Origin of the sequence: Hungatella hominis (assembly GCF_014288005.1) — a bacterium.
Taxonomy (GTDB): Bacteria; Bacillota; Clostridia; order Lachnospirales; family Lachnospiraceae; genus Hungatella; species Hungatella effluvii.
In genome coordinates, this window is the sequence record NZ_JACOPB010000006.1 from 270,233 (window position 1) to 286,212 (window position 15,980).

Below are 15,980 nucleotides of genomic sequence, written 5' to 3' on the forward strand. Positions count from 1 at the left end.
ATGCAATAAAAATGCCTCCCTTTCGGCAAGAACCTTTGATTACTGGTTTTGTCGGAAGGGAGGCATTTCTATTCTATTTTGTATGTATCTTTATGATGGTTGTACAGGCTTCCAGCGCAATTTTCATCATTGTGGTAAATGACTCCTGGCGCTCCTTTGCGGAGGCCTTTTCCCCTGTAGGGAAGGAATCGGAAATTGTCAGAAGGCAGGCTGCATTTTTATTCAGTACCTTAGCGTTATGGAAGAGTGCAAAGCTTTCCATATCGACACAGGTGCACTGGTGTTTTCTGTTAATTTCTCTGTAATCGTCCATGTTCGCTTCACAGTAAAAGACATCACTGGAGTGAACGCGTGTGGGAGTAAGCAGATAACCCAATTTCTCAGCCGTCTCCAGAATCCGGTCATTTAATTCTCTGCTTGGATATAAAATGTCATCAGAAGAGCCATTCTGTGTTCTGGCAAAGCTTGATTCGCTCCAAGCACTCTCAGCCAACACTACATCATAGAGATTTAAGTCTGTTACATAGGCGCCGGAAGAACCGATCCTTATAATATTATCCACGTCATAAATACTGAACAGCTCGTATGAGTAAATTCCCATGGAGGGCATCCCCATACCGCTCGCCATCACGCTCACTTCTTTTCCCCTGTACATTCCCGTATACGCATATGCGGCACGCACTTCATTCACAAGGCGGGGCTTCTCCAGGAAATTCTCTGCGATAAACTTCGCTCTCAACGGATCTCCGGGCATTAATACATTTTTAGCTATATCGCCTTTGCAGGCCTGGTTATGTGGTGTTGACATTGTTTCTACCTCCTGTTTTTCATTACATAATAGGACAGTTAAATTATATTACCAACGTTCACTATTATTTATCTTATTTTTACCTATAAATTAATTATAATTTATATCTAGTTATTTTTCAATATATTTCTGCCTGATAAATTATTTTATCAGTCCCCAGCCTGTCTCCAAACACAAACTTTTCAACCGCCTCCTTCACCCCCTGGTCCCGTTCTCCTTCCGTGATATAATCCGCCACTGCTTTCAGCTGCGGATTGGCGTTTGCCACAGCCACACCAATCCCGGCCTTTTTGATCACTTCAATGTCGTTCGTGTGATCTCCCACCGCCATGACGCAGTCAGACGGCAGGGAAAGAAACTCTAAAAGTCTTGTAAGACCAGATGCCTTGGAACAGCCGCCGGCCACTATCTCTATGGAAAACTCTCCATACTGAAAAAAGCTGATCTCATTTGCGCAGCGTTCCAGCTCCCTGGCAAATGCTCCGATGATTCCGGACCTCGCATCGTCCAGAACATAGATTTTGTGCACCGCCTGATTCCAAACCTCCGGCGTATTGCCCAGTGTCTCATCATATCCCTTATATTTACCGAGACGCTTCCTGATCCACTCCGTTCTTACCAGAGGGCATTCCCGGTCTGTAAAACTGAATATGACCGTAAACTGAGGATACATTTCCATGTATCGCTGTGTGATCTCCTGTATTATTTTCGCATACAGCATCCTGCACCAGATCATTCTCCCACGGTCATATAAAATGCTGCCATTATTCGCAACATACGGTATTGTAAGTTCTGCATCTCTCGCATAGGATTCCGCGCGGTAAGGCATTCTCCCTGTCGCCAGGGTAAACTGGATTCCCCGCCTTTTCAGTTCCTGAATTACCTGGATTGTCTCCTCCTTTAAATGGTCATCTTTATGAATCAAGGTGTCGTCGATATCGCACACCACCAATTGTACTGGAATTCGTTCCATAGTTAAAAACCTCCTGCTTTAGCAGATGCCTGCAGCACCTGTAAAATTTTTTATCCTTACTGCCTTCCTCTTAGTAAAAAAGCCCGGCAGAATACGCTTCTGCCGGGTTTCTTATTTCAGAAATGTAATACCGTGCTCTATGTCTTCCACATCGACCTCCAGCCTGATGGCATCGCCGATCCAGGAGGTAACGGAATACTCATACGGAACATTGTCTTTTAAAAAGGATTTGCTCGTGATCTGGAGAATCAGTGTGTCATACGTGATCTTCAGCAGCTCTACGTCGGATACCGAGGGCCTTACAGCCTCGATGACATTTTCTCTGCGGTCTATCTTTAAATGGTATACTTCCTTCAAGGTCTTCGAGAGAGAACCTTCCACACATAAGCCTTTTTTATCCAGTTCCGGGGTGAAGACCGCTGGAATCCAGATTCGGTTGATTGCAACCGGATTGCCATCGACGCGAAAAATACGCTTAATAAAGAAGATATCTCCTTCATAGTTTAAAGCACGGCCAATGTACTCATACGTCGTGTCAAAATGGCTCAGTTCCACAATCTCTGGGCTCTTATCAATCCGCACTCTGCCCGCCTGCCCCGGCAGTCCCAGCTTATGAAGAATCGGGTTCGGCTGCGATTTTAAGAAAGATCCGCGGCCTCTGTAGCGGACGATCAGACCGTCCTTTTCCAGCTCCGCAATGGCCTGCCGCATGGTAACCCGGCTCACTTTATACGATTCTGCCAGTTCCTTTTCCGCCGGAAGTTTTCCGTTTTCATCTACAAGCTTGTTAATCAACAGCTTGTTCTTCAGATCGACATAGATCTGGTAGTAGAGTGGAATCGGTGATTCATTCATGATACCATTGCTGTTCCCCATTTGTTTCATTCCTCTTCTGATCATTTTAGTTAAACGCTTCGCCAAGTGCTCCCGGACGGCAGAAAGCAGTTTTCAAGCACTTTTCAGTATATCATAATTTCCCAGATTATGGAACTCCATTGCCCGCCAGGCAGAACTTTTTCACCGCCTCAATCACCCCACAGGCACAGGCGGAGGTGGCAACATAGTCCGCCGAGCTTTTCAGGATTTCATTGGCATTAGCCACAGCAACTCCGATTCCTGCTTCCCGGATCATTTCCAGATCATTCGTGAAGTCCCCGCAGGCCATCACCTCTTCCATACCAATTCCCATAAGTCCCGCCAGTTCCCGGACTCCCGTCGCTTTATTGCACTGTACCGGTCCCAGCTCAACCGCTACATCGGAGTACGTCGTGATCCAGTATTGGGAGGAATATGGCTTTAAAGCCATTCTGATCCTTTCTATTTTTCCTGTCCTGTGTTCATCCATAAACATAATTTTAACAAATTTTTGCTCTTTCCAGTCCACCGTATGAAAATCCAGCAGCTGCTTAAACCGGTTTCCCATTTTCCGATGTTCCATTACATAATCGGTAACACTCAGGGCGCGCTCCTGGTATGCATCGGAACAGGTTACCGTAAGCCCCGCCTGATTTGCGTCGTTTATGATGTCCCTGATCGGTTCTGCGCAGAAGCCTTTCATCAGGACACAGGTGTCATCTACAAACACGCACGCCCCGTTTGCTGCAATATACGGTTCCGTGACATGCAGCTTCAGCCGGATATCCTCAATTAATTCCTTCGTTCTTCCGGAAGCGAGAGAAAAATAAATGTGTTCATTTCTGCACTGATCCACAATCTGAATCAGCTCCGGGATCACGGTTTCCGAATGATCAATCAATGTGCCATCCACGTCGCACACAATTAATTTTACCCCCATAAATTCTCCTGCCTCTGCTGGCTGCCGCATCTTTACGGCAGCCATATTTTATTATCACTCATTTAAAATTTCCAGACACTGCTTTTCAGTCTTATCCAGAACCTCTTTGGCAGAGACATTCTCGTCCATGAGGAACTCCGTTACCATGTCTTTAATGGCCTTATGCACTTCCGGCCCCTGTTTTGAAATCGGTCTGGCCAGAATGTACTGCAGCTGATCCACTGCTACCTTAAACTGCGGCTTTTCCGCATAGAAGGCCTTCATGGCATCACTCTCCACGGCACTGTTTGTCACCGGGACGTATCCGGTATTCTGTGACGCATAAATCGTCTGCTCATCCTCCAGCACCCATTTCATGAATTCCCATGCCGCATTGGTCTCCTCTTCGCTCTTATTAGAGGTAATAATTAGATTAGCGCCTCCTGTTGGAATCGCAAACGTCTTATTTCCCGGCAAAAATGCAGTCGCGCAGTTAAATCCGTTGTCCTTTGCCACATCCAGAAAGTAATTGATATCCGCTACTGAAGCGAAAAGCATAGCGCAGTTCTGAGATGCAAATTCTGCCTTCGACATATTGCTGGAATCGCTTCCGAAAAGAATATTGACTCCGCCTGTTTTCTGCAGATCTCTCCAATAATTTAATACGGATTCACCGGCTTCATTGTTAAAGTCAAAACCATTTTCTTCTTTGTTAAAAATGGTTCCGCCAGCCTGTCCTAAAAATGCCTCAAAATACCATTCATTTACGATCGGGAAACACAGGGCGTCTTTCCCCTGCGCCGCCATCACTTCCGCATAATGTGTAAGCTCATCCCAGTTTTCCGGTCCCTTTGGATCGAGTCCTGCGGCTTCCAGCATATCCGTATTTACGAACATCAGAGGCGTACTGCGCATATACGGAAGTGCGTAAAGCTTTCCGTCCACATAGGAATTCGTCATCAGGCCTGTATTAAAATTGTTCAGATCATACCCGTCCCTGGCGATAATATCCGTTAAGTCCCTTGATATTCCCGACCGGGCGAACGTACCGACCGAAGCCGTTTCGTTCATCGTAATGGCTGGTGCTTCACCCGCTGCAAAAGCAGCCTGTGTCTTGGACTGCACATCGTCATAGCTGCCCTGATAGGATGCCACCACCTCAATCTTATCCTGGGACTCGTTAAACCGTCTGGCCAGCTCCTCATTTGTCTCTCCGATCTTGTCTCCCCAGGCGTACCAGAACTCGATTTTTACTTTTTCTCCTCCAGTGTCGGCTGCAGCTACCGTTGCCGTTGTCTCTGCCTGTGTGGTTCCCTGGGTATCGGCAGGCCCCGCCGCCGTCTCTTCAACAGCCTTCTTTCCGCATCCGCTTAAAAGGGTGCCGGCAAGCAGCAAAACTGACATCATAGCTAATGTTTTCTTCATCTTCAACCTCTCCTTTTCTCTCTTGTTTACTTTTCTCCTGTATAGGTAAACGCCCGTATGATCTGGCGCTGGGCACAAACAAAGACTATCAGAATCGGCAGAACTAAAATCACATTGCCTGCCATTAAAACGTTCCAGGAAGCGCCGCCTTCTGTATTTTTCAGCATGGAAACACCGATGGAAAGCGTGCGGACCTTATCATTGGTTGTCATAACAAGCGGCCAGAAATAATCGTTCCAGCGGCTGATAAACGTCAGAAGCATCAGCGTGACGATAGTTGGCCTCGCCATTGGAACCATAATGTGCCGTATGATCTGCCACTCGCTGGCTTGATCCAGCCTGGCCGCCTCTAAAAGCTCTTCCGGAATCTGCATAAAACTCTGCCGCAGCATAAATATCCCAAACGCACTGGTAGAAAACGGAAGAATCATGCTGGCGTAGGAATTGATCAGTCCCATCTTGGAAAAGATCAAAAACAGCGGCATAAAGATCAACTGTCCCGGTATCATGAGCGTCATCATCGTAATCCCAAACAGGATCGTCTTCCCCCGGAATTTGCACCGGGCAAATGCATAAGCGGCCGGAACAACAAACAACAGCTGCAGGATCATGCTGGAAAATGTGATAATGGCACTGTTTAAAAAGAAATGCAGAAACGGCCCCGATTTCCATGCCTTTACATAGTTCTCAAAATGAAAATCAGACGGAATAAAAATCGGCGGATTTGTCAGCGTTTCCCCGATGGACTTGACTGACGTGGATACCATCCAGACAAATGGAATAATAAACAGTACCAGCAGTATGGCAAATCCGATATACTGCACGACCGTCAATACTATTTTTTTCAGTCGGTATGTCAGTTGCAATCGTTTCACCCCCCTATTGATAATGTACTTTTCTTCCCAGTAAATTAAAATAAATAATCGTCATAATTCCGACCAGCACCAGCAGCACCACTCCCGCCGCAGAGGCGTATCCCATTTTATAAAAGCGGAAGCCATTCTGGTAGATATAGTAAACCAGTGTGTTGGTGGAATTCATAGGCCCGCCCTCGGTCATGATGGACACGGTTTCAAACGCCTGGAATGAGGTAAGGGTATTCATTACCACCAAAAAAAACAGGTTAGGCGAAATCATGGGAAGTATGATCTTAAAAAAGGTGACGATTCCGGGCGCCTTATCGAGAAGCGCTGCTTCGTAAATCGACTTCGGAATACTCTGCAGCGCAGATATCAGGATCAGAGTATCGTATCCAATCAGCTTCCAGACAGATACCAGCACCAAAGACATCAGCGCCGTATCCGGCCGCTGCAGCCACATGGAGGGTTTGACACCAAACAGTCCCAGCAGCCAGTTTAACAACCCATAGGACGGTTCCATCATCCACATCCAGATAAAGGATACGGATACGAGAGAAATAATGTGGGGGCTGAAAATTGCTCCCTGTACAAATGCGAACATTTTTCCCGGATGGTTTAACCAAACCGCCAGCACAAGTGCAAGGACGATCGCTATTCCAACGGAACAGAACGTATAGATCAGCGTATTGGACAGCACCTGGCGGAATTCCGCCTTGGAAAACAGAGTGATAAAGTTCTTCAGGCCGACAAAATCCTTGGTTGGACTTATGAAATCCCATTTAAAAAGGCTTAAGTAAATCATATAGAAAATGGGATAAATATAACAGCACAGAAAAACTGCAATCGACGGCAGAACCATTATGTAAGGCCGGATCCCATCACGGAACGAGGTCTGTTTCTTATTTCTCATATTCTCTACCCCTCTCTTTTCCCGCAGTCCATACCAAACGTTTTTCCACTGTCATCAAAGAAAAAGAGATGTTTTCGCTCTATTATCAGATTCACCTTTTCTCCCGGCTCGGGTAAATAATCTGAATAATTCTTCATCTGAATCTTTCCCGCCTCTGATTCAAAGGTATAGACCGCTTCCGCTCCCAGAAGCTCTCTCGTCTGTACGACAGCCGGAAGGACCAGAGCCTCGCTGCATTCCCTGTCAAGGCTGATCCGCTCCGGTCGGAAGCCTACATACCGGCAGCCCGGCGGACAACATACCGCATCATGAAGCCCCTCTGCAGCCAGTATATTCATGGGCGGGGTTCCAATAAACTGAGCGGAGAATATATTTTCAGGGCAGTGGTATACCGTCATCGGCTTTCCTACCTGCATAATCTCTCCCTGATTCATAATAACAATTTTATTGCCCATGCTCATCGCCTCTACCTGGTCATGAGTCACGTAAATAAAAGTCGTTCCCAGTCTGTCATGAAGCTGAATCAGCTCACTTCTCATCTGCCCCCGCAGTTTCGCGTCTAAATTGGATAGTGGTTCGTCCATGAGGAATACACTGGGCTTTTTCACCATAGCCCTCGCCAGAGCAACCCTCTGGCGCTGACCGCCCGAGAGCTCGCTCGGCTTTCTGCCCAGGTATTCTGTCAGCCCCACAATTTCGCTGACATCCCCGATCAGGGTGTCGCGTTCTTCTTTCGGAACCCTTCGGTTCTTAAGTCCAAATTCAATATTATCTCTCACGCTCATTGTCGGATAGATCGCATAATTCTGGAAAACCATGGCGATATCCCGTTTTCCCGGCGGAACATAATTAACACATTTCCCCGAAATCCATATTTCTCCTGAAGTCGGCTGTTCCAGCCCGGCAATCATCCGGAGAATTGTAGACTTCCCGCAACCGGAAGGCCCTACAATTACCGAAAATGCCCCATCCTCGATCGTCAGATCTACGTGTTTCACCACCTCGGTCTCCCCAAAGCTTTTACAGATATCCTTTAGTATAATCTCAGCCACTTAAAGTCCCCCTCCTCTCGGCCAGGTTAGTATACCGTATCAAGGGCGTACTAACAATTCATGCAAGCATCTGCCTTCCAGACCTTCCATCTCCACTCCCAGAACTGCTGCAAATGTCGGCACTTCATCCAGAATACTGCACTCCCGGATTGTGACGTTCTTCTTAAAATCCGGGCCTTTCGCCAGCATGACCGGCTGCGGGCCCAAATGAGGCCGATGTCCATGAGAGGTCTTCACGTAATCGTAATCAGGATCTTCCTCGTTGATCACAACCCTGCTATCCCATTTTGCTGCAAATGCAACGCCGCCCACGCCTTCAATCACATACTCAAAGGGACCTGACAGCTGGAATTTTTCCTCGGCTTCGTGCCTCGTATAAATCGCCTTAATCCCAAATGCTTCTGTGTCTTTTGCATATTCCAGGACGGCTTCCACTTTTTTACGAACCTCTGTATCGGCCGCATCTGCCAGCAGAATCTGAGCCGAAAGCCCGGAAGAATGGCAGTATGCCTGATAACTTACAAGCTCACCGTGATCGTCTGTCTGAATCAGTCCCTCCTCTTTAAAAAGTACATTTAAATTCACCTGCTTATCCACCTTTAAATGTCCATGGTCACTAACAATGATAAAATTGGTTTCGTCTAACCTGCCGCTTTCTGAAACCGCCTGCTCCAATCTGCAGAGCCAGCTGTCCACTTTCCGGATCGCATCGTCGATGGCTGGTCCAAACATACCGTTACCATGGCGTGCAATATCCACTGCCGACACATGAATCATGGCTAAATCAGGCTTTTCGTTCCGAATCACATCTTCTGCGACCGATACCCCAAATTCATCCAGCTCCGGCTTCGGATGCCAGCCGAGTTTAAACCGGTGTTTTTCAAAATACTTGTCAAACAGCTGCGGAGAACAGTTCTTCTTATATATAATTGCAGGATCCTCCCATTTCTGTAAATCCCATACTTCCGGCAGAAGCCAATCAATATCCGCCTGTGCCGTCACCGGCCACATCGCGGCATGAGTTGTCAGTCCTTTCCGGTGAGCTGCGTCAAATATGGTCGGAACCTTGCAGTCCCAGATCTGCCAGAACCAGTCCGGCGAAAGACGCCCCGGCATGACACGCTCATTGTTGTAAATTCCATGATTCATCATATTTCTTCCTGTCATCTGAACTACATGGATAGGATAAGTCAGTGTCGGATAGACACTCATAACCTGCTCCACTCTCGCTCCGCCATCCATAATTTTCTTAAATCCCGGAAGTGTGGATGCAAGTTTTAAATCTTTGCCAACCAATGCGTCCACAGATACTATTACCATTTTCTTTGCCAAAGCTTTCCTCTCCTTTTAGCTATAGTTATTAATGTATTAGCTTTAATACATTTGATGGTAAAAAAAATTGAAGTGCTTCTGTATTTCGTTTTTGTTTTCGTTTTCGTTTTTTGTTCTCTCTTGTTCCAATGTATTATCTTTAATACATTTATATTATAACGAATTTACTTTCATATTTCAATAGCTTTTTCAAAAATTTTCTCACCACATTTATCACAAACATTTTTTTCAAATACCACCGCTTGAAACTGTCGTAACAGGCAGGAGAAAGGGTGATTCCTCCCGCCGTTATCTCTACCTGACTTCCTCCACCCCCGGAATCGACGGCACCGCCCCTTCTCTCGAAACCGCGATACCGGCCGCACGGGCTGCCATATCGAGCGCCGCCTTCACATCGCCTTCCAGTTCATACGTTCCCAGGAAATACCCCAGAAACGTATCGCCGGCCGCAGTCGTATCCTTCACCCCGTAGCTGTAGGCTTCCTGCCGCAGGATCACGTCCCCCCGGCAATACATGGAGCCATCTTCTCCCAGTGTCAGAATTACGGCCATCCCGGGGTACCGGGTAATCAGATTTTTCACAATCTTCTCCGGTTCCTCTTCTCCGGTCAGGCCGCAGCCCTCCGTCTCATTGATAATAAGCCAGGAAACTCTAGACAAGTCCATGCGCAGCACGGTATCATCGATCGGCGACGGATTAAAGGCGATCCGCATTCCCCGTTTTCCCGCCATTTCAATCAGATATGGAACATTGCTGATCTCATTCTGGGATACGAGAATGTCCCCTTCCTGGAAATGGGCCAGGACCTCGTCGATCTCCGCCGGACTGATCTCTCCGTTGCTTCCGGCGTAACAGATGATCGCATTCTGGCCGTCTGCATCCTTCTGTATGATGGCGCTCCCGCCCGGTCCCCCGCTGTTTTTCAGCCATGTACAGTCCACACCGTCAGCCACCAGAATCTTTTTTAAGAATTCGCCGTCATTTCCAATTTTACCGGCATGAAAGACCATGGCTCCTGCTCTCGCCATCGCCACCGACTGGTTTAAACCTTTTCCGCCCGGGAAATCCTTAAATCCCACGGCGGAAATGGTTTCTCCCGGTTTGACAATGTGCGGAACCGAGTATACATGATCAATATTCAGCGATCCATAATTTAAAATCCGAGCCATGTTCTGAAACTTCCTTTCCTATTTCTCCCATAATCTCACCCGTTCAGTTCCTTCGCCACCCTCTCAATCACCTGTTCAAAGCTCCCCTCATAAATCTTCATGGAGCTTCCGAACATTAAATTGGCCGGATAATTGAAATTCTCCACATTGCTGCCTGTCATATCGCGGAACTCTGCGGCCTCGCCCAGATGTGGGATTTTCTCAATGCACGGTCTTGCGTCTTTCATATAGGCGAACAGCTTTTTTCCCATCTCAAACCCCATACCGCATTCGAATCCTACATCGTTGGAGCACTCATAACCGCGGTAATCACTCAGATCGGCAATTACTGCATCACAGCTTCTCACCAGCCGGCAGTAATTCTCCGTCAGGGCTGCCGCTCTCACATAGGGATTGAAGCCTTTCGTCTCCGGAAATCCTTCCGCCCAGTCGCAGGGAGTGACAGCCTCCAGACCATAAGAAGCGCAGAGTTCTTTCATGCGGCCATAAATTTCCTCCGCATCTTCCTCATACCGGATCACATCAGATAAGTAGATTCTCGGCTTCGCCGGAACGTCAGCCGGATCATGTGTCTCATTCGCCCGGCCTTGTGCCTCATTCGCCGCCCCAAACGCTTTTCCATCCCGCGCTGCGGCCATTCCGCCCGTTCTTCCCTCAGCCTTCCACTCCTCCTCTAAATCCGTCATCAGCATGGCAAGACAGTCGTCAAAATCGCCTTCCACGATCTTCGTCGAACCTACCACGGCCGGTGAAAATGGCAGCTCCTTGTAAGGCGCTTTTTTTCCCTTTTCATCGTAGACAACGCCATCCTTCATCACATACTTCTGATCTTTCCATGCCAGCGGACGTTTATCTCTCGTGTAGCCGTAGCATTTTAACCCATCCGCATACGCCATTCCGATCTCATAGATTGTTCCGCTGTCCGCCTCGGAGCCGCGGTAAGCCTCTAAGTCAGCGATGATGACCGTAGTCTCCTTCATGATCATTTTCAGATCCTCGAAAATGCTGTCTGCCCGCTTCTGAAGATCCGGATTTCCCATATCCAGAGGATGCTCGTTGGGAAGCGTAACACCGAAGCCCAGGCTCTCCGCCCTCCGTCTCATTGCATTTAAAATGTCCGGGCCGCCCTTATAGAAACACTCGGGTCCCGCTATATAGATCTTTTCTTTTTCAAACATACGCAAACCTCCCGCTTAAGCCAGCACAAGCTTCATGAGAAGCTTTAAGAATCTCTCGTAATCGGCGCTCTCTCCGATTTCCACAACCGGCAGCGATTCCCATACGAAATGGTGTCTACGGTCCAGAACCGTCATTCCCAGCGTCAAATCACTCTTCGTCTCAATACCCACATGGCCGGAAATGGTTTTTACCAGGGTAGCATCGATGGCGTATCCAACCGCCATACAGTCGATTACCGCACAGTACGCCTCAAAGCCTCTTTCATTTACAAAATGAACGGCCTGCAAGAAGAACTTTGCCTCCGGCTTGTCGCTCTCCTCCAGCATACGGATATCTTCATCCGTCAAATTCACATCGAAATGAGTCGCCACATCGAGGCCCAGCGCCACCAGCTTCACACCGGAATTGTATACAATATCGGCCGCCTCCGGATCCACATACACATTCCATTCGCTCTGCGGCGTATCGCCTGTAGCATTGGTATATGCGTAACGGTTCAGCCCGAACGCTCCGGATATCGCATAGATCCCGGCGATCATCTCCTTGATCTCAGGCGCCTTTTTCATGGCCATGGCCACATTGCTCATGGGACCGGTGCAGAGGATGTAAATTTCTCCCGGATTTGCCTTAACCGTGTCTATGATCAATTCCACCGCGTTCTTATCACTCAGCGGTGTCACCGGATCGGGAAGATTATTTTCCGCCTGACCGTCTTTCCCATGGGTAAATGGGTCCTTCGGGCACTTTCTCACCATCGGCTCCGGCATTCCCTTACCAACCGGGATATCCGTTCTTCCGATCAGCTCCAGCACCTTCAGCGCATTTTTACTGGTTACATCGACGCGGTAGTTTCCATTTACCGCTGTAATCGCCTTTACCTCCAAAGCGTCTGATTTACAGGCCATGATAATGGCCATGGAGTCGTCCATACCCGGATCACAGTCCAGGATTATTTTCTTTTTATCCATTCTATTCTCCTCTTTTCTCAATCTGAGTACTCCTGCGAACTTCTTCCAGTTCCGAGAGCGTTTCTACGCATCCGCCTGAATCTTTACAAAGAATTCCCGGTTTCTCGGTCCGTCGAATTCCAGGAAATAGATGCCCTGGGAACCGCCGGCCAGCAGCTTTCCCTCATGCACGATAAAATTCCCGGAAATGCCGAGAAGTGCCGACTTTACATGGCCCGCCGCATCCTGCGGGGTGTCGTGCTGGTGTTTGAAATCGATCCGGGTCGGCACCAGCCTGCGAATCTCCTCGTCCAGATCCAGGAACCCGTTCGGGTCCCATGGAGAAAATACCGCCAGACCCGCTGTGGAATGAGGATTATAAACGAGGCAGGTGCCCTCTTTTACTCCGCTTTCCTCCACCGCCTTCTTCACGTGTTCCGTGATATCGTAAACCTCATTGTATCTCGTCTTTATTTTAAAGTTTTTCAGCATTTTTCCATCCTCCGCTATTTCAAAACGATCTCATTATTCTGGACACAGAAGCCATTTTCGCAGAAGCTCCATGGTCCCTCACATCCGCGCCCATACTGCTCTCCCAACATGGCGGAGAGGTAACCGGCGAGAAGAGATATCGGGACGAACTGGGTCACCGGCATATTGACCGGATATTTGGGAGACGGCACGGTTACACAGGATACGCCTTCTGCTCCATCTCCATCGGTGATGACTAACATCGGCCGTCCCAGCTTCTTTCCGTAACGAATTACGTCCTTTGTCCTGCTGAGTCCCGGATTCGTGGTATTGGACACCACCACGGTGCCGATGTGTTCCGGATCCTTAGCGAAACAGTTCAGATGGAACCATTCCTCCGAGTTGATATGCATGGAATATTTTCCTGTGGCCTCCAGCATCTTCGCCTGGCCAAACCATGCCGCCGCGTAGTCGAAGCCCGCTCCTACAAAGTCAAAGCAGGGGAAATCCTTCCATTCTTCCGCCATCTTCGCACACGTTTCCGCCATCTGCGGCAGAAGAGCTTCCAGCAAATCTCCCTGATTTTTCATATCATAGCGGTAGTCCATGGCCTGATCCATGGTGTACATGCCCCGTACCTCACCGATACGGACAGCCAGCAGAAGGAGCGCCATTACGCTGACCATATAGCTTCTCGTTCCCGGCGCGCTCTCAAAGGGCGGAATATCCAGCTTCAGCACCTTATCCGAATTCTGAGCCAGTGGGGAAGTCAAATTTCCTGTGATTCCAAGGACGAAGCAGTCATGGAATTTTGCACGCTGTACCGCCTCCGAGATCCGGGCAATCCGGCCTGAATTGCTGACCGCGATTACGAGGGGATTCTGGCAGTCCACACCCATGTGGCATTCACTGTAATACCGCCCAAAATCGATAGCTGTCACCACCTCAGCCTGAATACCTGTCAGCATCTCAAACACATGCTTCGTCGCCATACAGGCCGCATAGGAATCACCGCATCCCGTCAGCACCACACGCTGAATATTAAATATTTCCTGAAAAGAAAGGACTTTTCTGGTCTTTACTTCCAGATCCTCATACTGGCTCCGGATCAGCTCCGGGAGGCTCATCGCCTGTCTGCACATGGGGTTGTCGTACTCTTTCGTCAACGTTTCACTCATATCACTGCTTCTCCTCTGCCTTTTTCTCGTTCTTTTCCTGATCTAACCGGTTTAAAACCGCACAGCCCTCCAGTGCGATATCAATCGCAAACTCATGGCCGCCGCCCGCTTCAAACTTCTCTCCGGTGCAAAGATTATCCGCAACGGAACAGATGGAACCGCCCCTGCGTCCAAACAGCGCGGACAGTGTCACGATCGCCGCAGATTCCCGGTCGCCGTTCAGCACGCCGGCCCGGTTGTAGATTCCGGCTATTTCAATATTCCACGGCTGTAAGTATCCGCCGACCCCCGGTCTGCCGCCGCCCACAAAATCGCTGTCCACGGACAGGGTCACTCCCACATGGTATGGCGCTCCCAGCGTTTTGGCGGCTTCCACCATGGCGCCTACCACCTCATAGTGGCTGACCGCCGGATAACCTGCCGGTATGTACGCTTTCGTCATGGCCTCTTCCCTGACCACACCGCTGGCGATCACCACATCTCCCGGCTTCACCTCATCGCCGATTCCGCCCGAACCGCCGACCCGCAGAAACGTTCCCGCGTCCGTATATTCCATAAAATCATATAGAATCAGTTCCATTTCCGGCGATCCGCTGCCGCCGCTGACCACGGTGATTTTCGCCCCTTTATACGTTCCCGTATAAGAGGTAAACATCCCGGAATTGCCGATCAGCTCCGCATTCTCCAGTCTGTCCGCAATCTTCTTCGCCGGGTCCACATCGTAGGCGCACAGGGGATCCCTCACCGTAATCAGGACAAAATCCCCCACCTTCTCGTGGTCAATCTGGGTAAGCGCCGGACGTCCTTTGATCATGAGCCCGCGCTCCGGCACATTTTTATAGTATTCATACTGCTCATGTATCCGTCTGATGGACGGTTTCTTTCTGATTTCCTCACTTTTCATTCGGGTTATTTCCTTTCATTGCTGCTAAAAGTCTCTCTGCGGCCTCCCGCTTCTCCATTCCAATCTCGTCCGGAACGCCGTACTGTTCCAGACACATGGCGGCCGATATACTTCCCATCAGGCCGCACTCCTCCGGGGTATGGCCGCTGCACCACCCGTAAAGCACCGCCCCCGATGAACTGTTGCCGCCGCCTGTGGGATCCACCACATTTACGTGATCCACCGTGGGCACGTATACCACCTCTTCCGGCGTAATCATCACCGCCCCCTTAGAACCTCTGCGCAGAAAAATCAGCTTCAAATGATTCTGTCCGGCAAAAGGAGTGGGACCGCCCATCCAGCCCCTGAATTTCCCAATTATCTCGTCCAAAGACTCTGTACCGAATAAATTCCGGGCCTCTGTTAAATTAATCGAAAAGATATCTACATTTCCGGCGATCCGTCTCACCTCTTCCAGGCATTCCGGGCAGGTGGAATCGCTGGCAATCTCCCACATGACGGCGGCCGCCCGGGAGCGTGTCTGAAAACTGCTTTCCATCATGGGAAGAATCCCGTTCCAGAACTCCGGGGAGGTATTTTTAAAAATATAGATCCCCTTTGCCGTCTCAAAATATGGCTCCAGCTCTTTTGGCGTCACCTCGATCTTCCGGTAATGGTCCGCCCCGTACAGGGCCGTCTCACTCCGCTCTCCGTCCTCAAAATACTGGATTACGTTGTAAGGTGTCTTCTCGTCTTTTTGGATCAGGCCATTCATGGAAATATGATTCTTCTGATACCATTCTCCAAACATTTCTTCATAGTCTTTTCCCACGCCCGTCACAGGCATAACGCTGTCGCACCAGAGCCGGATTCCGCACAGCGCATAGATCCCGGCTCCGCCCGCCTTCTTTTCCACTGTCTTTTTATCAGCAAATCTTATCTCATCCGTAACAACTGTCGATGCTATGATATAATCCATGTTCTGTCTCCTATTTGTAATGCAGCCGATTTCTTATGA

General features: G+C 49.0%; 16 protein-coding genes. All 16 read right to left on the bottom strand.

The genetic code is table 11. The features are described from left to right. Positions 1-73 precede the first annotated feature (73 nt). Positions 74-808 (bottom strand): purine-nucleoside phosphorylase, encoded by a 735-nt coding sequence (gene deoD / locus H8S75_RS15645; RefSeq protein ID WP_187022425.1) that lies wholly within the window; start codon positions 806-808, stop codon positions 74-76. Positions 809-926: 118 nt separating this feature from the next. Next, on the bottom strand, positions 927-1,781 hold the full coding sequence (locus tag H8S75_RS15650; RefSeq protein WP_187022426.1) for an HAD family hydrolase: 855 nt from the start codon (positions 1,779-1,781) through the stop codon (positions 927-929). A 111-nt stretch (positions 1,782-1,892) separates the two neighbouring features. Then, complete coding sequence (locus tag H8S75_RS15655; protein ID WP_187022427.1) at positions 1,893-2,657, bottom strand: GntR family transcriptional regulator; 765 nt, start codon at positions 2,655-2,657, stop codon at positions 1,893-1,895. 106 nt (positions 2,658-2,763) lie between these two features. Further along, the gene (locus tag H8S75_RS15660; protein WP_187022428.1) at positions 2,764-3,576 is read right to left on the bottom strand and encodes an HAD family hydrolase; all 813 of its coding nucleotides are present in this window, start codon (positions 3,574-3,576) and stop codon (positions 2,764-2,766) included. Between the two features lie 54 nt (positions 3,577-3,630). Continuing rightward, positions 3,631-4,980 carry an ABC transporter substrate-binding protein gene (locus tag H8S75_RS15665; RefSeq protein ID WP_187022429.1) on the bottom strand — a complete coding sequence of 450 codons (1,350 nt, stop codon included), beginning with the start codon at positions 4,978-4,980 and terminating at the stop codon, positions 3,631-3,633. 26 nt (positions 4,981-5,006) lie between these two features. Then, positions 5,007-5,855, bottom strand: coding sequence for a carbohydrate ABC transporter permease (locus tag H8S75_RS15670; protein WP_187022430.1), 849 nt, complete (start codon positions 5,853-5,855; stop codon positions 5,007-5,009). Between the two features lie 4 nt (positions 5,856-5,859). Continuing rightward, positions 5,860-6,750 carry a carbohydrate ABC transporter permease gene (locus tag H8S75_RS15675; RefSeq protein ID WP_187022431.1) on the bottom strand — a complete coding sequence of 297 codons (891 nt, stop codon included), beginning with the start codon at positions 6,748-6,750 and terminating at the stop codon, positions 5,860-5,862. Between the two features lie 5 nt (positions 6,751-6,755). Next, a complete protein-coding gene (locus H8S75_RS15680; protein ID WP_187022432.1) occupies positions 6,756-7,802 on the bottom strand; it encodes an ABC transporter ATP-binding protein in 1,047 nt (348 codons plus the stop codon). 39 nt (positions 7,803-7,841) lie between these two features. Beyond that, complete coding sequence (locus tag H8S75_RS15685) at positions 7,842-9,134, bottom strand: alkaline phosphatase family protein (protein ID WP_187022433.1); 1,293 nt, start codon at positions 9,132-9,134, stop codon at positions 7,842-7,844. A 294-nt stretch (positions 9,135-9,428) separates the two neighbouring features. Next, positions 9,429-10,304, bottom strand: a complete 876-nt coding sequence (locus H8S75_RS15690; protein ID WP_187022434.1) for a ribokinase — start codon at positions 10,302-10,304, stop codon at positions 9,429-9,431. A 35-nt stretch (positions 10,305-10,339) separates the two neighbouring features. Continuing rightward, positions 10,340-11,482, bottom strand: coding sequence for a nucleoside 2-deoxyribosyltransferase (locus tag H8S75_RS15695; RefSeq protein ID WP_187022435.1), 1,143 nt, complete (start codon positions 11,480-11,482; stop codon positions 10,340-10,342). Between the two features lie 15 nt (positions 11,483-11,497). After that, positions 11,498-12,451, bottom strand: a complete 954-nt coding sequence (locus H8S75_RS15700) for a nucleoside hydrolase (protein WP_187022436.1) — start codon at positions 12,449-12,451, stop codon at positions 11,498-11,500. A 63-nt stretch (positions 12,452-12,514) separates the two neighbouring features. Next, complete coding sequence (locus H8S75_RS15705; RefSeq protein WP_187022437.1) at positions 12,515-12,922, bottom strand: secondary thiamine-phosphate synthase enzyme YjbQ; 408 nt, start codon at positions 12,920-12,922, stop codon at positions 12,515-12,517. A 14-nt stretch (positions 12,923-12,936) separates the two neighbouring features. Then, entirely contained in the window at positions 12,937-14,079 is a 1,143-nt protein-coding gene (locus H8S75_RS15710) for an SIS domain-containing protein (RefSeq protein WP_187022438.1), read from the bottom strand. A gap of 1 nt (position 14,080) precedes the next feature. Continuing rightward, positions 14,081-14,983 (bottom strand): nucleoside phosphorylase, encoded by a 903-nt coding sequence (locus tag H8S75_RS15715; protein ID WP_117634378.1) that lies wholly within the window; start codon positions 14,981-14,983, stop codon positions 14,081-14,083. Then, on the bottom strand, positions 14,973-15,941 hold the full coding sequence (locus H8S75_RS15720; RefSeq protein WP_187022439.1) for a carbohydrate kinase family protein: 969 nt from the start codon (positions 15,939-15,941) through the stop codon (positions 14,973-14,975). The genes H8S75_RS15715 and H8S75_RS15720 overlap by 11 nt, the downstream gene beginning before the upstream one ends. Between the last annotated feature and the right edge of the window lie 39 nt (positions 15,942-15,980).